The organism is Pararhizobium sp. DWP3-4 (assembly GCF_049898205.1).
Lineage (GTDB): Bacteria > Pseudomonadota > Alphaproteobacteria > Rhizobiales > Rhizobiaceae > Pararhizobium.
On sequence record NZ_JAFCXF010000007.1, the window covers coordinates 120,418 to 140,883 of the forward strand.

General features: G+C 60.4%; 10 protein-coding genes. 4 read left to right on the forward strand and 6 right to left on the reverse strand.

Features of this window, described 5'->3' with window-relative positions; translation table 11 throughout:
* Window positions 1-16: 16 nt before the first annotated feature.
* Window positions 17-400: a VOC family protein gene (locus ACP7E6_RS19045; protein ID WP_426231289.1), complete on the reverse strand. Its 384-nt coding sequence runs from the start codon at window positions 398-400 to the stop codon at window positions 17-19.
* A complete protein-coding gene (locus ACP7E6_RS19050) occupies window positions 397-1,179 on the reverse strand; it encodes a DeoR/GlpR family DNA-binding transcription regulator (protein ID WP_426231290.1) in 783 nt (260 codons plus the stop codon). The genes ACP7E6_RS19045 and ACP7E6_RS19050 overlap by 4 nt, the downstream gene beginning before the upstream one ends.
* 307 nt (window positions 1,180-1,486) lie before the next feature.
* Here ACP7E6_RS19050 and ACP7E6_RS19055 point away from each other — a divergent pair, with 307 nt between their 5' ends.
* From ACP7E6_RS19055 to ACP7E6_RS19065, 3 genes are all read left to right on the forward strand, one after another.
* Window positions 1,487-2,263, forward strand: a complete 777-nt coding sequence (locus ACP7E6_RS19055) for an amino acid ABC transporter substrate-binding protein (protein ID WP_426231291.1) — start codon at window positions 1,487-1,489, stop codon at window positions 2,261-2,263.
* A 233-nt stretch (window positions 2,264-2,496) separates the two neighbouring features.
* A complete protein-coding gene (locus ACP7E6_RS19060; protein WP_426231292.1) occupies window positions 2,497-3,177 on the forward strand; it encodes an ABC transporter permease subunit in 681 nt (226 codons plus the stop codon).
* A complete protein-coding gene (locus tag ACP7E6_RS19065; RefSeq protein WP_426231293.1) occupies window positions 3,174-3,935 on the forward strand; it encodes an amino acid ABC transporter ATP-binding protein in 762 nt (253 codons plus the stop codon). Before ACP7E6_RS19060 ends, ACP7E6_RS19065 begins: the two co-directional genes overlap by 4 nt.
* Window positions 3,936-3,988: 53 nt before the next feature.
* Here ACP7E6_RS19065 and pyc read toward each other — a convergent pair whose 3' ends face one another.
* Window positions 3,989-7,447 (reverse strand): pyruvate carboxylase, encoded by a 3,459-nt coding sequence (pyc, locus tag ACP7E6_RS19070; RefSeq protein WP_426231294.1) that lies wholly within the window; start codon window positions 7,445-7,447, stop codon window positions 3,989-3,991.
* Between the two features lie 114 nt (window positions 7,448-7,561).
* Window positions 7,562-8,302, reverse strand: coding sequence for a LuxR family transcriptional regulator (locus tag ACP7E6_RS19075; protein ID WP_426231295.1), 741 nt, complete (start codon window positions 8,300-8,302; stop codon window positions 7,562-7,564).
* Window positions 8,303-8,759: 457 nt separating this feature from the next.
* On the opposite strand from ACP7E6_RS19075, the gene ACP7E6_RS19080 reads away from it, so the two are divergent.
* Window positions 8,760-10,517: a glucan ABC transporter ATP-binding protein/ permease gene (locus ACP7E6_RS19080; RefSeq protein WP_426231296.1), complete on the forward strand. Its 1,758-nt coding sequence runs from the start codon at window positions 8,760-8,762 to the stop codon at window positions 10,515-10,517.
* Window positions 10,518-10,566: 49 nt separating this feature from the next.
* Here the strand turns inward: ACP7E6_RS19080 and ACP7E6_RS19085 are convergent, their stop codons facing one another.
* Both ACP7E6_RS19085 and ACP7E6_RS19090 read right to left on the reverse strand, forming a co-directional pair.
* On the reverse strand, window positions 10,567-11,730 hold the full coding sequence (locus ACP7E6_RS19085) for an OpgC family protein (protein WP_426231297.1): 1,164 nt from the start codon (window positions 11,728-11,730) through the stop codon (window positions 10,567-10,569).
* Window positions 11,731-11,861: 131 nt separating this feature from the next.
* A complete protein-coding gene (locus tag ACP7E6_RS19090; protein WP_426231298.1) occupies window positions 11,862-20,351 on the reverse strand; it encodes a GH36-type glycosyl hydrolase domain-containing protein in 8,490 nt (2,829 codons plus the stop codon).
* Window positions 20,352-20,466 lie beyond the last annotated feature (115 nt).

Here is a 20,466-nt window from a genome sequence, read left to right on the forward strand (position 1 = left end):
GAATTCGGTGGCGGCGTCAGGCCGTGATTTCGATGGGGTTGCCGTCGGGATCGCTGAGGACCGCCTCGTAGAAGCCGTCGCCCGTCATGCGGGCGGGTGACATAAGAATGCTCAATGCGGCGGCCTTCGTTGCCAAGGCATCGACAGCCTCGCGGCTACCGAGAGACAAGGCGAGATGCGCGTAACCCTGGCGCTCGGTCTGCTCGTCCTGCCCGCTGATCCACGGGCCTTGCATCAGCTCGATCGACGGCCCGTCCTTCAAATACAGAAACCGTGAAGAAAACCCGGGGCGCCGGGCACTTTCATAAAGATCGCCCACGGTAGCGCCGAAGATGTCCGCCCAGAAGCGGCAGAGGCGATCAAGGTCCGTGGTCCAGAGTGCGACATGGGCGATCCTCATGATCTTGTTCCTTCTGCGTAAACGACCGTGATGCCTTGGCTGGTGTAGAGATCGGCGGTGTTGCGGGCCGCATCATGCTCGACGATCAGCGTCTTGCATTCCTGTGCCGTAATGACCGCGTGTGGCGCCGATGTGCCCAGCTTGTCGTTGGTCACTGCCGCCAGAACGGCAGCGCTGTTGCGGGCGACAAGCCGCTTGAACTCCGCGTCCTCATATTCAATGGCTGTCAGCCCGGCATCGGGATCGACACCACAGACCCCGAGAATACAGAGATCCGGCCGCAGCATCGAAACATCACGCTGTGCCCTGGCGCCGATGGCAGCCCCGACCAGCCGGTCGACCTTGCCGCCGATCAGGATGAGATCGATACCCGGCTTTTCCATCAGCACGGCCGCAATCAGCGGCGTATTGGTCACCGCCGTCAGCTCCAGCCCGGCAGGAAGCGCCTGTGCGATCGCGAGATTGGTCGAGCTCGCATCGAAAAAGACGGTCATGCCCGGGGCAATGAAGGGTAGGGCTGCGGCGGCAAGGGCTGCCTTGCGCTCGGGCGCTTCACCGACGCGCTGCGAAAGCGTCGTACCGCCAGGGGCGATCGGTAGCGCACCCCCATAGACCCGCTCGCACAGGCCCGCGGCCGCCAGTTCGCGCAAGTCCCTTCGGACCGTATCCTCGGAGACGTTGAATTCTTGCGCCAGATCGACCGCAAGCACGCGGCCGGATGTCCGCAGGCGATCCTGAATCAGGCTTTGTCTCTGTCGTAAAAGGAGTTCTGTCTGCATGGGAAAATCAAATCACGCATGAATGAGTGCAAATCGGCATAAACGTGCATAACCCGCTGCAGTAGCGATTTCAATCGATTCATGTGTTGTTTATCGAAAATAGCGACTGCTCTGCCGTAAAAATCGGCGCTCCGCCTTGATTTTAGCCGTCCGGCGCCAATTTTGCATTGAAATGGCAGGAATTTGAGAAAAACCTTCGCTGTTGCAGTGCGCAATTGAAGTTTTGTGCGCTGCCATGCGTCGAGTGTTATGCGATTGTGTCCTCACACCGGCAGACGGGCCGGACCAAAAAAGATGGAAAAACAAAATGAAATGGGTTCCCACACTTCTCGCCGCTGCCGCCTTTGCCCAGCTGGTATCGTTCGGCTCGGCCGTAGCCGGTGAAAACCTCGAAGCCGTCAAGTCGGCTGGCGCGCTGAAGATCGGCACGGAAGGCACCTACGCCCCGTTCACCTATCACGATGAAAGCGGCAAGCTCGTCGGCTTCGACGTCGAAATCGGCGAAGCCGTGGCCAAGAAGCTTGGCGTCAAGGCCGAATTCCTCGAAGGCAAGTGGGACGGCCTGATCGCCGGCCTTGACGCCAACCGTTACGATGCCGTCATCAACCAGGTCGGCATCACCGAAGAGCGCAAGAAGAAGTATGATTTCTCCGAGCCCTATATCGCTTCGAAGGCCGTTCTGATCGTCAAGTCGGACAATGCCGACATCAAGGATTTCCCGGACCTGAAGGGCAAGAATTCCGCCCAGTCGCTGACTAGCAATTTCGGCAAGCTGGCCCAGGCTTCCGGCGCTGAACTGATCGGCACCGACGGCTTCGACCAGTCGATCCAGCTGGTTCTGACCGGCCGTGCCGATGCAACGATCAACGACAGCCTGTCCTTCCTCGACTTCAAGAAGAAGAAGCCGGATGCGCCGGTCAAGATCGCTGCCGAACAGGCCAATGCCGACTATTCCGGCATCATCGTGCGCAAGGGCGAACCTGAACTTCTCGAAGCCATCAACAAGGCGCTGACGGAGATCAAGGCCGACGGCACCTATGAGGCCATCTCGCAGAAGTATTTCGGCGCAGACGTTTCGAAGTAATTATCTGCTGGCTGCTAAAGTCCCCTCCCCAACCCCTCCCCACAAGGGGGAGGGGTTCCGATGCCGTACCATCTGCAATCTTTAAACTACCATCCGCCCGGCCTCATTGTTGAAAAAGGGGGCGCCGCGAATAAGTCCCTCCCCCTTGTGGGGAGGGGTTGGGGAGGGGTATCTCTGTCGCTGTGGAAGTGTATTCTGCCACCCGCCGTCATGAACCCCACGAAAGAAAAGCCGTGCCCCCCTGGCTCCAACTCATGCTCGATTCGCTCTGGCCGCTCATCCGCGCCGGGCTGATCTTCACCATTCCGCTGACGCTGCTGTCCTTCACGCTGGGCCTGGGGCTGGGTCTGTTGACCGCAGTCGCACGGCTGTTCGGGCCAAAGCCGCTGGTTGCGGTGGCACGGTTCTATGTCTGGGTCATCCGCGGCACGCCGCTGCTCGTCCAGCTGTTCGTCATCTTCTACGGCCTGCCGAGCCTCGGCATCCTGCTTGATGCCTTCCCGGCCGCCCTGATCGGCTTCACGCTCAATATCGGCGCCTATACCTCCGAGATCATCAGGGCGGTGATCTCCTCGGTGCCCCGCGGCCAGTGGGAGGCTGCCTATTCGATCGGCATGAGCTGGAGCCAGGCAATGCGCCGCACCATCCTGCCGCAGGCAGCCCGCGTCGCCGTGCCGCCTTTGTCGAACACGTTCATTTCGCTGGTAAAAGACACCTCGCTTGCCGCCGCCATCACGGTGCCGGAACTGTTCCAGACAGCCCAGCGCATCGTCGCCACCACCTATGAGCCGCTGATCCTCTATATCGAGGCGGCGCTGCTCTATCTGGCGCTGAGTTCGGTCCTCTCGTCGTTGCAGGTGAGGCTGGAAAAACGCTTCGCCCGCTATGGCGGCTTCCTGGAGGCGCGCACATGATCGAGCTCACCCACATCGAGAAACGCTTCGGCGACAATGTCGTGTTGAAGGATATCAGCGTGCGGATCGCTGAAGGCACCGTGACCGCACTGGTCGGCCCGTCCGGCGGCGGCAAGAGCACGCTCTTGCGCTGCGTCAATCTTTTGGAAATCCCGACCGCCGGCACGATCCGGCTGGGCGAGGAAAAGATCACCTTCGAACCCAACAAGAAAACCGGCTGGGATGCCATCCAGCGCCTGCGCCGTCAGACCGGCATGGTGTTCCAGAATTTCCAGCTCTTCCCGCACCAGACCGCCATTGAAAACGTCATGGAGGGACTGGTCACGGTCCTGAAATGGCCGAAGGAGAAAGCGAAAGCGCGGGCGCAGGAATTGCTTGAAAAGGTCGGCATGTCGCACAAGGCCGACGCCTGGCCATCGACGCTCTCGGGCGGCCAGCAGCAACGCGTCGCCATCGCCCGGGCGCTTGCCCCCTCCCCGCGCGTATTGCTCTGCGACGAACCGACCTCGGCGCTCGATCCGGAATTGGCTGAAGAAGTTGTCGAGGTCCTCAACCGTCTCGCTGCCGAAGGCACGACGATGATCATGGCCACCCACGACCTTCGACTGGCTTCGAAAGTCGCCGATCAGGTCCTGTTCCTCGACGGTGGCCTGATCGTCGAAAGCGGCGCGCCCCGGAACATCTTCCAGACGCCTGAGCGGGAGCGGACGAAGAAGTTCATCTCGTCGCTGAGCGCTGGGAATAGCTACGATATTTGAACATGAAAATGGCCGGGTTTTGCCCGGCCATTTTTCATTCGGAGAGCAAGTCCTCACGCCCCATAGACGATCAGCAAATCCTTGGTGTCGATCTGGTCGCCGGTCTTGACGAGGACTTCAGCGATCGTGCCGTCCTTTTCCGCGTGCAGCGCCGTCTCCATCTTCATCGCTTCGATGGAGAGCAGCACGTCGCCGGACTTCACCGTCTGACCGGCCGATATCGTCACGGTCGAGATGACGCCGGGCATCGGCGCGCCGAGATGTGCGGCATTGCCGAGATCGGCCTTGCGGCGGGCCGTGCTGGAAGCTGCGCGGTTGCGATCCGGAACCTTGATCAGGCGCGGCTGGCCGTTGATCTCGAAGAACACCTTGACCATCCCCTGCTCGTCCGGCTCGCTCATGGCCTGATGCTGGACAACCAGCGAGACGCCCTTTTCGAGTTCCGGCAACAGTTCTTCGCCGGCCGAAAGCCCGTAGAAATAGGCGGGTGTCGGCAGCACGCTGACGGGACCATAGGTATCGGCGGCCAGCGCGTAGTCGGTGAAGACCTTCGGATACATCAGGTACGAGGCGAACTCGTAATCGCTGACCGTGCGTTCCAGCTTTTCCTCGATCGCCTTGCGCTCGGCATCGAGATCCGCATCGGCAAGCAACGAGCCCGGACGTTCCGTATAGGCCTTTTCGCCCTTCAGCGCTTTTTCCTGCAGCGCCTTTGGCCATCCGCCCGGAGGCTGGCCGAGATCGCCCTTGAGCATCGACACGACAGATTCCGGGAAAGAGACATCCTTGGCCGGGTTCTTCACATCGGCAACCGTCAGGTCCTGGGAGACCATCATCAACGCCATGTCGCCGACCACCTTGGAAGACGGCGTCACCTTGACGATATCGCCGAACATCTGGTTGGCGTCGGCATAGGCCTGCGCCACCTGGTGCCAGCGGGTCTCAAGGCCGAGTGACCGGGCCTGTTCCTTGAGGTTGGTGAACTGGCCACCCGGCATTTCATGCAGGTAGACTTCGGACGCCGGTCCCTTGAGGTCGCTTTCAAAGGCCGCGTACTGGTTGCGCACGGCTTCCCAGTAGAACGAGATGCGGCGGATCCATTCCGGATCGAGGCCCGGATCGCGTTCGGAACCGCGCAGCGCCTCAACGATCGAACCGAGGCAGGGCTGCGAGGTATTGCCGGAGAAAGCATCCATCGCCGCATCGACGACATCGACACCAGCATCGACAGCGGCCAGAACCGTCGCAGCGGAAATGCCAGATGTATCATGCGTGTGGAAATGGATCGGCAGGTCGGTCGCTTCGCGTAGCGCCTTGAACAGCACGGTGGCTGCCGCCGGTTTCAACAGACCGGCCATGTCCTTCAGCGCGATCATGTGGGCGCCGGCCCGCTCCAGTTCGGCAGCAAGCGCGGTATAGTATTTCAGGTCGTATTTCGGACGGGCCGAATTCAGGATGTCGCCGGTGTAGCAGATCGCCGCTTCGCAGATCTTGTTCTCTTCGGCCACCGCATCCATCGAGACACGCATATTGTCGACCCAGTTCAGGCAGTCGAACACGCGGAAAACGTCGATGCCGCCCTTGGCCGCCTGGCGGACGAAGTATTTGACGACATTATCGGGATAGTTCTTGTAGCCGACGCCGTTGGCGCCGCGCAGAAGCATTTGCAGCAGCAGGTTCGGCGCATCCTCGCGCACCTTGGCGAGACGCTCCCATGGGTCCTCTGTCAGGAAGCGCATCGAAACGTCGAACGTGGCGCCGCCCCAGCATTCCAGCGAAAACAGGTTCGGCAATGCACGCGCGTAGGTTCCGGCGATGCGGGCGATATCATAGGTGCGCACGCGGGTGGCAAGCAGAGACTGGTGGCCGTCACGCATGGTCGTATCGGTCAGGAGCACGCGCTTTTCGGCGCGTACCCATTCGGCGAATTTCTTCGGGCCGAGCGCATCGAGCTTCTGCTTGGTACCATCGGCGATCTCGCCCTGAAGGCGCGGAATGACCGGCTTTGCCGCGTCGGCACTCGGCTTCGGCCGCCCCTTGGCTTCCGGGTGGCCATTGACGGTGACGTCGGCGAGATAGGTGAGCAGCTTGGTGGCGCGGTCCTGGCGCTTGACCTGCTGGAACAGTTCCGGCGTCGTGTCGATGAACCGGGTCGTATAGGTGTTGTCCTTGAATTTCGGATGCGTGATGATCGCTTCAAGGAAGGTCAGGTTGGTGGCGACGCCACGGATACGGAACTCGCGCAGCGCGCGGTCCATGCGGGCGATGGTCTCCTGTGGGCTCGGCGACCATGCGGTAACCTTGACCAGCAGTGGATCGTAATAGCGGGTGATGACGGCGCCCGGATAGGCCGTGCCGCCGTCCAGCCGGATACCGAAACCCGAAGCCGAACGATAGCCGGTGATGCGGCCGTAATCGGGAATGAAGTTCTGCTCCGGATCTTCCGTGGTAATGCGGCACTGCAGCGCGTGGCCGTTGAGGCGGATGTCTTCCTGCTTTGGTACACCGGATTCCGGCGTGCCGATGGCAAAGCCGTCGAGAATATGAATCTGCGCCTTGACGATATCGATGCCGGTGACGACTTCGGTGACCGTGTGCTCGACCTGGATACGCGGGTTGACTTCGATGAAGTAGAATTTGCCCGAGTCCATATCCATCAGATATTCGACTGTGCCGGCGCCGATATAGTTCGTCGCCTTGGCAATGCTCGTCGAATAATGGGCAAGTTCCTGACGCTGCTCTTCCGTCAGATACGGTGCCGGCGCGCGCTCGACGACCTTCTGGTTGCGGCGCTGTACCGAACAGTCGCGCTCGAACAGATGCACCACATTGCCATGAGTATCGCCCAGAACCTGGCTTTCGACGTGACGGGCACGCTCGACCAGCTTTTCGAGATAGACCTCGTCCTTGCCGAAGGCAGCCATCGCCTCGCGCTTGGCTTCGGTCACTTCACGCGCCAGATCCTTCGGGTCGCGGATTGCCCGCATGCCGCGGCCGCCGCCGCCCCAAGAGGCCTTGAGCATGATCGGATAGCCGATCTCCTCGGCCATCTTTGCCACCACAGCCATGTCGTCTGGAAGCGGTTCGGTGGCCGGAACGACGGGAACGCCGATTTCGATGGCAAGATTGCGCGCAGCAACTTTGTTGCCAAGCCGGCGCATCGTATCGCCGGTCGGCCCGATGAAGATGATACCGGCAGCCTTGCAGGCATCGACGAATTCCGGGCTTTCGGACAGAAGGCCGTAGCCGGGATGGATGGCATCGGCCCCCGAGAGCTTGGCAACCCGGATGACTTCCTCGATCGACAGATAGCTTTCGATCGGCCCGAGATCGCGGGCCAGATGCGGCCCGCGCCCGACCTGATAACTCTCATCCGCCTTGAAGCGGTGGAGCGCCAGCTTGTCCTCTTCCGCCCATATCGCAACCGTTTTTATTCCCAGTTCGTTTGCAGCGCGAAAAACGCGAATGGCAATTTCAGAACGGTTGGCGACAAGGATCTTCGAAATGGGCAAGTCGGACTCCTCAAGACTTGAAACACGGTAATGCTGCACCGCGAAAAGAATTATTAGCGTTTCATGACTTGAAGTTCAATTTCAGAGTGATGCGGAAGCAAGATTCATTTTCGTTCAGGAAATCAGTCCGAGACGGAAAGACAGCGCCACCGCATGATGGCGATTTTTCGCGTTCAGTTTGTCCTGGATGCCGTTCATGTACCAATCGACGGTGTGGGTGGAGATTTCGAGAATCTTGCTGATCTCGTTGGAGGTCATGCCATCTGCGAGGTAATGTAGCGCTTCCATCTCGCGGCGGGTCATTTGCACATCGACGTTGGAAACCATATCGGCAAGCACGCTCGGATCGGCCAGTTCCAGAAGGCGCCAGAACAACTTCTTGGCAATGCCGTCGAAAATGTTCATTTCCACGGAACTGAGATCAACAACGCGACCGCCCAATGTCATGTTGCCGAGCAGCCCGCGCCTTCCGTGGACAGGAAAAATATACCCGTCATGGAGGCCATGGCCGCGCGCATCGACCATCATGCGTTCCATGCGCTTGCGATGCGGGTCGGAGCGGAAGGCTACCAGCGTCTCGCGCCAGCGGAAGCCGCGTTGCGCATGTCCGAGATAGCGGATGGTCGGGTCGATGATGACGTATTTTTTCTTGATATATATTTGCGGCCAGCCGTCCGGCCACCGCCCGGCAAGGAGAAGGCTCAGCGGATTTTCGTCGGGCTTCGGCTGGCGGACAATTCCGTAAAAGTCGAAACCGTAGCGGTCGAGAACCCGTTCAAATTCCTGAACGATCTCGTCCCTGCTGCGCATCTCGTCAATCAGTGCCAAAAATTGCACCAGCAAAGTAATATTCATAAACACCCCTTCAAAAAGTTGCTTTCAGTCTCTGACCGCTCTACCGCGCCGCAACATGATCGTGTCGTTCAGCACCCATTCATGTTGCAAGCGCGATAATCCCCCCATCAGTCACGGAAGCACCTAACACCGCATCGTCAACGAACTGCAAGGCGCGAAAAATAGCGAGCTATGAATGTTGAGCCTACGGCGCCTGGAATTTCCAGTCACATCGCCGGTTTAGCATAACCAAGTTTGCGCGGCGAAGTAAAAAGTTGGTTTTCGGCATCCGTGATTCACGACAATAAAGATGGAGGGAAGAAGACGTTCAGTTTTGGAATTTTCATTCCATCAGCCAAAGATGAGAGAATGAATAGTTTTAAATCAGTTCTTTTCCTCCCAGACCATTTCCCGCGATGCAAATGCCCAGTTGCTTTTTCATTGCACCGCAAACCAACTGCCCAAGAGGGATAAGACAGTGTCATTGTTCCAGGTCTATATACGAGCACTTCAGTATCTTGCCGTCCACAAGCTCCGTGTTTCGGCCATCGTGGTCGCCAACGTTGTTTTGGCCGTTATCACGATCGCCGAACCCATCCTGTTCGGGCGCATCATCGACGCGATCACGTCCAAGCAGACCGTCACGCCCTTGCTGTTGATGTGGGCGGGCCTTGGCGTCTTCAATACGGTAGCGTTTGTTCTGGTTGCCCGTGAGGCAGACCGGTTGGCGCATACGCGCCGTTCGACGCTGATCACCGAAGCCTTCGGCCGCATCATCTCGATGCCTCTTTCGTGGCATACCCAGCGCGGCACCTCCAATGCGCTGCACACCCTTTTGCGTGCCTGTGAAACGCTGTTCGGCCTCTGGCTCGAATTCATGCGCCAGCATCTAGCGACCGCCGTGGCGCTGACGCTGCTGATCCCGACAGCCTTTGCCATGGACGTTCGCCTGTCGCTGGTTCTCGTCGTCCTCGGCGTTCTCTATGTCGTCGTCGGCAAGTTCGTCATGACCCGGACCAAGGAAGGTCAGGCTTCGGTCGAGGACCATTACCACACGGTTTTCTCGCACGTCTCCGACTCGATCAGCAACGTTTCGGTCGTTCACAGCTACAACCGTATCGAAGCTGAAACCCGCGAACTGAAGAACTTTACGCAGAAGCTGATCTCTGCCCAGCTGCCGGTCCTCGATTGGTGGGCGTTGGCCAGCGCGCTGAACCGTATGGCCTCAACCATCTCGATGATGGCCATCCTCGTCATCGGCACCGTGCTGGTGCAGAGGGGCGAACTCGGCATCGGCGACGTCATTGCCTTCATCGGCTTTGCCGGACTGCTGATCGGCCGCCTCGACCAGATGAAAGCCTTCGTGACGCAGATTTTCGAAGCCCGTGCCAAGCTTGAAGACTTCTTCGTTCTGGAAGACTCGGTGCGTGAACGGGAAGAGCCTGCCGATGCCGGCGAGTTGAACAATGTTCGTGGCGAAGTCGAATTCCGCGACGTCTCCTTCAACTTCGCCAATTCGACCGAAGGTATGCGCAACGTGTCGTTCACCGCTAAGGCCGGCCAGACGATCGCCATCGTCGGCCCGACCGGCGCCGGCAAGACGACGCTGGTCAACCTCCTGCAGCGTGTCCATGAGCCGGCTGGTGGCCAGATCCTTGTCGATGGCGTCGATATCTCGACCGTCACCCGCAAGTCGCTGCGCCGCTCGATCGCTACCGTGTTCCAGGATGCGGGCCTGCTCAACCGGTCGATCTGCGAGAACATCCGTCTCGGCCGTGAGGATGCATCGCTCGACGAAGTGATGGCTGCGGCCGAAGCTGCCGCTGCTGGCGATTTCATCGAAGGCCGCCAGGGTGGCTACGATACCCGCGTCGGCGAACGTGGCAACCGGCTGTCCGGTGGCGAACGCCAGCGTATCGCCATTGCCCGGGCGATCCTGAAGAACGCACCGATCCTCGTGCTCGACGAAGCAACCAGCGCGCTCGACGTCGAGACCGAGAACCGGGTGAAGGCTGCGATCGACAATCTGCGCAAGGATCGCACCACCTTCATCATCGCCCACCGCCTGTCGACGGTACGTGAAGCCGATCTGGTGATCTTTATGGATCATGGCCGGATCGTCGAGATGGGTGGCTTCCACGAACTGAGCCAGAGCAATGGCCGGTTTGCCTCGCTTCTGCGCGCAAGCGGCATTCTGACGGACGAAGATGTCCGTATGAGCCACGCCGCAGCCTGATAACAGACCGACCCAGTCAACAAGAAAAGGCCCCGCACAGGGGCCTTTTTTATGCCTGTGCCGCAGTGGGCCGGGAGAGGCCGCCGATCCAGTCGAGGTAGCGGGCATAGGCGAAGTGCAGCCCGATACCGGCCAGCACGAACAGAGCGCCCCAGAGAGGATCGCGCCCCGTCACGAACAGCAGCACCTGCCCGACCATCGCCAGAATCGTGCCGAAGATGAACACCGGCAGCGAATGCCGGCCGATCAGGACGAGCGGGTGATCGATGCGCAGGCGCGTCATCCGGCTGAAGACTGGAAAGACCGCAAGCAGATATCCGAGCGCCAGAACATGCAGCAAGCGTGTCAAAGAGAGGAAGGTCTTGTCGAACCCCGTCAGGACCGCCGGCAAGCCGTAGGAAAAATCAAGGTTCCACCAGGACAGAAGCACCCAGAACAGCGATACCGTCACATAGCAGCCTGAGATCGCCACGAGTGCCGGATGACGCACGATCGGCTTTCCGGTACGCGACCGCATCATGCAGATCATCCCGATGACGAACAGGAACTGCCACGACCACGGATTGAGGAACCAGTAGCCCTCGTCGAGGAAGTTGATCGGCACGATCGTGAAGATGCCGGCCGCAAGCCACAGTGCCGCAGATGCCATGAACAGCAGGAAGGGGCTGCGCCCGTGCAGCCAGAGCATTCCGGGTAACAGCAGGAAGACGACCGCGTACATCGACAGGATGTTGTTATAGCCCAGCTGATGTCCGAGCAGAACCATGGCGACAAATCCCTGCTCGGTATGATCGACCAGCGGGCGGATATTGATCTCGCTGATCAGGTCCTGCCGGCCGAAATAGAGCGCTCCGCCGGCAAAGATCGCCAGCGTGATGATACTGGTCATGATATGCGCGATGTAGAGGGTGAACGCGCGCCGCCAGATTTTCAGGCTCAGCGCGAGGCGGTTGCCGATCGTAAACTTCCGGCCATAGGCCAGCCCAGCGGACAGTCCCGAGATCAGCACGAATGCCTCGGCCGAGTCCGAAAAGCCGAAATTCTTGGTGGTCAGATATTCGAGATATTGTCCCGGCACATGATTGACGAAGATGGTCAGCAGGCAAAGCGCCCGAAAGACGTCGAGGCGGGTGTCGCGCTGGGAGGAGACAGTCTGGGTTTCTCCCACCTGTCCATCACCGCGAGATGCCTGGAATTGCAGCTTTTGAAGCATTCAGAATGGTCTCGTCCGAGTTCAGTGCCCCTGCCCCCATTGACGCGATATCGATGCAGGCGATCAAAACAAAACCGGCTTTGCGCCTTCTGGTGCAAAGCCGGTTTCAATCCTTGGTATGACGCCGGCAGCTACAGCAAAACGCCTTCATGCGCGTTTTTTGTGACAGTATTATTGACGCTGACGATCGGCTCGCCGTTTTCCGCATTTTTTGTCACGGAAATTACATGTGCCTTGCCGTCGATGGTCAACGTTGCCGAGAACCCATCCCAGTCCTCCGGCAGGACCGGCTGGACGATCAGCTTGTCACCCTGCCGGCGGATGCCGAGAATACCTTCGACTGCGGCACGGTAGAGCCAGGCCGCAGAGCCTGTGTACCAGGTCCAGCCACCACGTCCGGTCAGGATGCCGTCGCCATAGATATCGGCGGCGACAACATAGGGCTCGACCCGGTAGTGATCGGCGCTTTCGCGGTCCTTCGCATGATTGACCGGATTGAGCATCTCGAAGGCGCGCCAGGCGTCTTCCCTCCGGTTCTGTGCCGCCAGCGCCAGCACCACCCAGGTCGCCGCATGGGTATATTGTCCGCCGTTTTCGCGAACACCAGGCGGATAGGCTTTGATATAACCTGGGTCCTGCGCGGTTCCCGACAGCGGCGGGGTGAACAGGCGGATGATCTGGTGATCGCCGTCGGCCAGTTCTGCCAGCACCGCATCCATGGCCTCGGCCGAGCGGGCAGCATCACCTTCACCGGAAAGCACGCTCCAGGACTGGGCGATCGAATCGATCCGGCACTCGCTGCTTTCGGCAGAACCAAGCGGCGTGCCGTCGTCATAGTAACCGCGCCGATAGTGGTTGCCATCCCAACCGGCTGTTTCAAGCGCCTTCTTCAGGCTGTCAAGATGCGCCTCCCAGGCGGAAACCCGCTGGGTGTCGCCACGCTCGCGCGCAATGACCAGGAAGGAGCGCAGCGTCGATGCAAGGAACCAGCCGAGCCAGATGCTGGTACCGCGGCCTTCGATACCGACGCGGTTCATGCCGTCGTTCCAGTCGCCGCCGAGGATCAGCGGCAGGCCGTTCTCGCCCTTGCGGGCGATGGCGAGGTCGAGTGCCAGAGCGCAATGCTCATAGAGGCTGGCACGCCGCTCCGATACGGTCGGCTGATAAAAGCTGTCGTGCTGGCCAAGCTCCAGAGCCGCCCCTTCGATGAAGGCGATCTGCTCGTCGAGAATGTCCTTGTTTCCGGTGACCGAGCAATAGTGCTGCACGGCATGGCCGAGCCAGACGACATCGTCGGAAATCAGCGTGCGCACGCCGGCGCCGGTGTTCGGCAACCACCAATGCAGCACGTCGCCCTCGATAAACTGCCGCCCGGCGGCGTTGAGGATCTGCGCCCGGGCAAGCTCCGGCCGGTGCACGATGAAGGCGAGCGTATCCTGCAGCTGGTCGCGGAAGCCGAAAGCGCCGCTTGCCTGGTAGAAGGCCGAGCGTGCCAGGATCCGGCAGCCAAGGCTCTGATAGGGGAGCCAGGCATTGACCATGTTGTCGAACGCCTTGTCGGGCGTTTCGATCTGGAGCACACCGGTAAAGTCCTGCCAGTAGCTGTTGGACGCTTCGAGAACCGTTTCGAACGTGCTCTTGCGAGCCTCCGTCAGATGCTCGAGGGCCTGCCCGGCATTGTCGGAATCGCCGATATAGAACGTCAGTTCGCGGTTGGCACCCGGCGCCAGCATCACATCGACAACGATCGCCGCACAGGGATCGCCATCGGCTTCGACGGCACCTGACAACGCACCGCCGCCAAGCACGGCCTGCGGCGCGTAGATGCTACCCCCCTGGCCGAGAAACTCGCGCCGGCTGGAGGTGAACCCCGAAGGCATGTCGCTCGCCGCGAGGAATGCGGTACGGCCGGAATAGTCGATGCTGTAGGGATTGGTCGCCAGCACGGCCCCGCTCGCCTCATCCCGATGCGACAGGATGAAAGGTGCCGTCTTTGCCCGATTGTTGCCGAGCACCCATTCGGCATAGCCGTAGATTTTCAGACTACGGGCTTCGTTGGTGGTGTTGTTCAACCGCAGCCGCAGATACTTGACCGGCGCGGTGCGATGAACAGTCTGGCCGACCTCGATTTCCAGCCCATCCTGAACACTCTTGAACACGGAATAGCCCAGACCATGCCGCGTCTCGAACGCGACCGACTTGCGGCGGGACAAGGTAGCATAGGGGGACAGGACAGCACCGCTGTTCATGTCGCGGATGAAGATGGCTTCGCCCGGACGGTTGATGACCGGATCGTTGGTCCAGGGCGTCAGCTGATAGTCGCGCGAGTTGCGGCCCCAGGTGAAGGCGGAGCCTTCGGCGGCAACGTGGAAACCGAAGGTTTCGTTGGAAATCACATTGATCCACGGCTGCGGCGTCGCTTCGCCCCCCCGCAGTCGCGTCACGTATTCGCGGCCGTCGGCGGAGAAACCGCCATAGCCGTTCCAGAAGTCCAGCCCGTCACCGGTGATGTCGACGCTTTTGGCGCTGCTGTCCTCTGGAATGACCGCCAGCAACGGCGCAGCAGGAATAACTTCCTTCCGCGACGGTTTTGCCAGGAGATTTTCAGCACGCGAAATCTGGTCCGAGATCTTGCCGTTGCGGGCATGGAACACGGCACGGGATGCGGACAAAAGCGCCGACCAGGTCTGCGGTTCCATGATGTCGCGGCGAACCGCGAAGATATGCTGGCGCGGGCCGTCCGACAGGCCACGCAGGCGCAGGTTTTCCGCCATCGCGTCGAGCGTGTGCTGCATATCCTGCGCGTAGGACGAGGCGCGCTCGTTGACGATCACCAGGTCTGCGGTGACGCCGCGCGAGCGCAGATATTCCTGCGCCCTCAAGGCTTCCCGCGCGATACCAAGATCGATGTCGTCATTGATGCGGACGGCAAAGATCGGGAAATCGCCCGAGATCGACAGCGGCCAGAGTGCCGATTGCGGGGCAAGACCGGCCTGCACCGTAGCGGTATCGGCGCGCAACTGCATGTCGGGATAGACAAGGTAGCGGCCGAGCATCTGGAAACTTGCGGCTTCCTGCGAGGTCACGCCGACATGGCGCATCTGCACCTGCGAGCGTGTCCAGGCGTGGATGAGCTCATGGTTGAAGCTGTCGGGATGGCGATAACGATCGACAGCCTTGTCGATATCCTGACGGTTCGGCGCAGCGATGGTCCAGAAGATCACGCTGACCTTCTTGCCGGCCGGTACGCGCACGACGCGGCGTAGCGACACGATCGGATCGAGCGTATAGCCGTCCGAGCCGGAAAGCTTGGCATCGGTATCGAAAGCCTGCGCTTCGGCCAGCGTGCGGCCCGGGCCGATGAAGCGGCGGCGGTCCGTCTCTGCTTCGGTATGGCGGGTGCTGGCGGCATTATCGACGATCAGATGCGCGACCTGCATATCCGGTTCGCCGGGACTGCGCTTGTTGCGCGTGACGCGGATGACGTCACCCTTCGGATCGACTTCCGTCTTCAGGAACATCTTGGCAAACAGCGGATGGGCGCTGTCGGTATCATCGGTGGTCAGAACCGGTTCTGCATAGGATGTCACTTCGATGAAGCGATCCTCTGTTCCGGTGTTGAGCAGGATCACCCGGCGACCTTCCGCATCATGCTCTGTGGCGACGATGCATTCGACTTCGCTGGTGAGATCGCCGACGGTCTTGATGAATTCGGCCTTGTCGTCGCCGAAGCGGGTCGTGGTTTTTTCACCTTCGGCGCGGCGCGGTTCCGCCGTTGCCGACCACCAGTCGCCGGTGGTCGTGTCGCGCAGGAAGATGAACGTGCCGGAGCGGTCTTCGGTCGGATCGGCCTTCCACCGGACAACGGTCTGGCCGTTCCAGCGGGAATAGCCCGAACCGGTCGCGGTCAGCATCACGGCATAGTGGCCGTTCGACAGGAACACCGTCTCGCGGTCCTTGGCCAGCGGATTGGTAATGACGCGGACTTCGGGGCGCAGCAGATCTTCCTGGCCCTTGCCAAGCGATTCCGGCTCCTTCTTGGTGTTGATGATCGGAATATCGCGCGGTGCCTTTTCCTGCAGCAGAAGTTCGGCGGCTTCGATGACCGGATCAGCATGGAACCACTCGCGCAGACGTCCATTGAAGACAACGTTGGCGACGGCCGCGATCGACATGCCGTGATGGTGGGCATAGTAGTTGCGCACGACGGCGCAAGTCTTGCCTTCCGGCACTCGGGTGGGGGTGAAATCGACGGCATCGTGAAAGCCGTAGGCCCCGAGCGCGCCAAGGCCACGCAGACGCTCCAGATTGGCGATCGCCGCTTTCGGATCGTACATGCTGGCAAGGATCGAGGCATAGGGGGCGATGACGGCGTTCTGACCGAGACCTCGCTTCAGACCCAGCGTCGGCACGCCGAAGTTGGTGTACTGATAGGTCAGTTCATGGTCGCGGGCATTGAAGGCTGCTTCCGAAATGCCCCACGGCGTGCCGAGCCGGCGGCCATGGTTCATCTGCTCCTGAACGATCAGGTTGTTGGTCTGGTTGAGAATACCGCCCTGGCGCTCCTGCATGACCAGCGGCGGCATCAGGTATTCGAACATCGATCCCGACCAGGAGATCAGCGCGCCACGCGCACCGATCGGCACGATCGGACGGCCGAGCTTGTACCAGTGCTCCGTCGGCAGGTCGCCCTTGGCAATGGCAAACAGGCTGGTGAGACGGGCCTCAGATGCCAGAAGGTCGTAGCAGGCTTCGTCCAGCTCGTTGGCGTTGACGCGGTAACCGATCGACAGCAGACGCCGCTCCGGCCGGAACAGGAAGCTGAAATCCATCGTAAACGCGATGTCGCGGGCCCGGTCGCGGATGACGATCAGGCGCTGGCGCAGCGCTTCGATAGCGCCGAGGTCGAACACGCCATCGGCAATATGGGCTTCGCAGGTGTTGACGAGCATGGTTGCCCATTTCGTCACTTCGCCGCTCTGGGCGCTCTTCACCTCATGGTCGAGATTGACGGTGAGCTTGTGAATGTCGCGCGCCAAAACGGCCAGGTTGATCACCCGGATAGAGGCGAACTCACGCTCGCGCTTAACGGCGGCAAGTGCGTTCTGGAAGCCGGTGATCCGCTCTTCCATCAGGCGGCGCAGCGGCCGCACGGTCTTGCGGTCATCCGGCAGATCCGCCAGAATTTCGGCCAGGATCGAAGCGACGTCGCCGATGCCGTCGAGATTGCCCTGTACATGCGCGGACGGGGCTTCGGCCCAGTCGCGGCACATCGAGGATACGGCGATCAGATGGCCGGCGAGATTGCCGCTATCGACGGCGGAGACATATTTCGGCTCCATCGTTTCCAGCGTGTCGGTCTTGTACCAGTTGAACAGATGGCCGCGATATTTCGGCATGCGATCGACCGTGGCGACTGTTTCTTCCAGCCGGCGAATGGTTTCCTCGAAACCGATCCAGCCGAAATCTCGGGCGGACATGACAGACAGCAGATAGACACCGATATTCGTCGGCGAGGTGCGCTCGGCCAGGATCGGATGCGGGATTTCCTGGAAATTGTCCGGCGGCAGGAAATTCTGCTCGGCGGTGACGAACTGTTCGAAATAGAGCCAGGTCCGCCGGGCGATCTTGCGCAATTCCTCGACGACCTCATCCGCTACCACCAGTTGGTCTTCCGTTTCGGCGGACTGGCTGACAAACCAGGCAATGGCGGGTGACAAGGCCCAGAGCAAGGCAAATGGAATGCCGATGAAGGGAAGACCGGTATCGGAAATTGCCGCCAGCAGCAGCGAAATGACCGCAAGGACCGGTGCGATCCACATCGACCGGTAATAGTCGAGTATGCTGCCGCCGGCCGAACTTTGCACCTGCGCGGCCGTGCGCCATTCCAGCATCAGCTTGCCGCTGACGAAGGTCCGGTAGATCGAGCGCACGATCGCATCCATCATCATCGCGGCCGAGTGGGCGATGAAGACGATACGCAAGGCGACCTGTGCATTGGCCGCCTGGATTTCGGACAGGACGGCATGCAGGTGAGCGCGCGCGACGATATCGTTGCGGCGCGGCATGATGCCGGAAATCAGCGACAGAGTGGGCGCGACGAACAGGCTGAAGATCAGCACGAACTGCCAGACCAGCGCCTGTGTCGGCTCCATATAGTACCATCCCATGACCGAGGCGATCAGCCAGGCACAGGGGATCAGCGAACGGCGCAGGTTATCGTACATCTTCCAGCGGCCGAGCATGCTGACGCCGTTCGAAAGATTGAACATATATGGCAGGAGCTGCCAGTCGCCGCGTGCCCAGCGATGCTGGCGCGACATCTCGACCTCGTAGCGGATCGGGAAATCCTCGACCAGCTCGACATCGCTGACCAGCGCGCAATGCGCCAGCGAGCCTTCGAGCAGATCGTGGCTGAGCACCGCGTTCTCCTCGATCTTGCCCTTCAGGGCAGCCTCGAAGGCATCGACGTGATAGAGGCCCTTGCCGGTAAACGTGCCTTCGCCGGCGACATCCTGATAGACGTCGGACACCGTGAAGACATAGGGGTCGATACCACGATTGACCGAGAAGATGCGCTGGAACGCCGACGCATCGCTGCCGGTGGTCAAGGAGGGGGTGACGCGTGGCTGCAGGATGCCGTAACCGGCCGTGACCTTCTGGGTGACCGGATCGACGACCGGGCGGTTGATCGGGTGATAGAGTTTGCCGACCAGCTTGGTCACCGCATCGCGCATCAGGCGCGTGTCGGAATCGAGCGTCATGACATACTGAACGTTTTCGGGAACCGTGTTGGCGCCGGCAAGGAAGCTGGTATCGCTGTCGCCGCGCAGAAGCAGGTTCAGCTCATGCAGCTTGCCGCGCTTGCGCTCCCAGCCCATCCAGGCGCCTTCGGCCTCGTTGTAGAGGCGGCGGCGATGCAGCAGGTAAAAGCGCGTGCGTCCATCATGGGCGTAACGGGCGCTCAGCGTTTCGATCTCGGCCTTGGCATATTCCAGCACTTCGAGATCGGCCGCAGTTTCCTCCTCTAGGCTATCGACCCAGTCGCTGACCAGTGCGAAATAGATTTCGCCCTTCGGGTTGGCGAGATAGTGAACTTCGAGATTGCGCACCAGTTCATCGACATGGTCGCGTTTGGAAATCAGACAGGGGACGACGACGAGCGTTCGCGCATCCTCCGGTATCCCCTCGAGGAACTCGTAACCGACCAGCCGCGACGGCGTCACGAAGAGCGTGACCAGCGTGTTGAAGAGGCCGGCAGCACCTTCCGAGGCGGGAAGAGCGAACAACAACAGCATGATCAGCTTGGCACCCGTCGGAATCGCCATCGGGCTGACGAAAACGTAGACGGCGATCATCGCAAGGATGGTCAGGAAGATATTCGGACCGGCAATGGCAAGCCAGTCGAGCTTGCGGCCAAGGCGTATAATGGTCTGCAGGACGGACGGACGATAGCCGATCTTTTCCTCGAGCAGGCGGCGCTGCTTGCCGACGAGAAAGCCCCCGACATTCGGCTCATGCGGCATATCGATCGTGCTGGCATCGGCCTTGACCATTGCAAGCGCGATCTGCGTGACTTCAAGCTCGGAACTGCCGGAGCGGCGGGCAAGCCGCTCGATGGTGTTGCGATATTTGTTGCGCGATCCGAAATCGAGGGCGGAATAATCCGACCCCTCACGTAAAGCGCCGTCCAGCTTGCTGACGCTTTCGAACCAGACGGCCCAGTCATTGTCGTCGATTTCACGCAGGCTGCGGATGATGTTGCTCATCGTCGCATTGCCCGACGACAGCCGGTTCTGCTCCGCGACCAAAGCCTCCTCGACGTCGCTGCCGCGCTTTTCCAGCTGGTCTTCCAGCCAGGTGATGACGAAGCCGGAGGTCTGCGATCCGTCACGCAGCCTGTACAGCAGCTGGGCGGCGAAGGTGTTGTCCGCACAGAGCTGCTCTGCTTCCGCCAGCACCGCTTTGAATTTCTCAGGCGACCCGAGACGGACGATCTGGTCGGCAACGTCGTTCGCCTTGTTGCGCATGTTGCGCGACCGGTCGACGCGAATGGCGATGCGCCGCAGGTTTTCGATCAGCACGAACCGGACGATCGACGGCAGCGCCCACAATTCGCCGATCTTTAAGGTCTCATGCTCCTGGAAGCCGGCAACCATGGCCGTCAGGCTTTCACGCGAAACCGTGCTGTGGGTATGGGCTATATACAGCCAGGCAAGCGCCATCGTGCGCGGGATCGTTGCGCCCGCCACCGGCAGGGTGGGCAGCTGACGATAGAATTTGCGCGGAAAATCGCGCCGCACTTCCTGGATCGATTCCTCGACCAGATAGTGATTATCGAGCAGCCATTCGGCAGCAGGCGTGATCGACGCGCCGGCTTCGACATCGGTGGCCGTTACCTTGTAGACGCGGAAAATCTCGTCTTCATTTTCCCGATGGCGCTGGCGAAACTCGAAAGGAAAGAACCCCGGAAGGGACGAAACGCCGTCACGGGCGAGCGCTGCACCGCATTCATGAAGCTCGTCGATGGTGAAATAGGTCGAGCGGATCGAATCGTTGTAATCGATCGGCTTGATCTCGGCTTCGTGCGGAGGCGTGGACGGCGTGTTATGAAGGGGCATGGGTACGGGTTCTGGATCCAGGCGGTGTTAAAGGGTCCGGTGGTCGTGCCGGATGGGCTGCTGCCCTGATTTGTGGTTCTGCGCTGCCACGATCCTAGCTGTCCGTTTGCGCTCT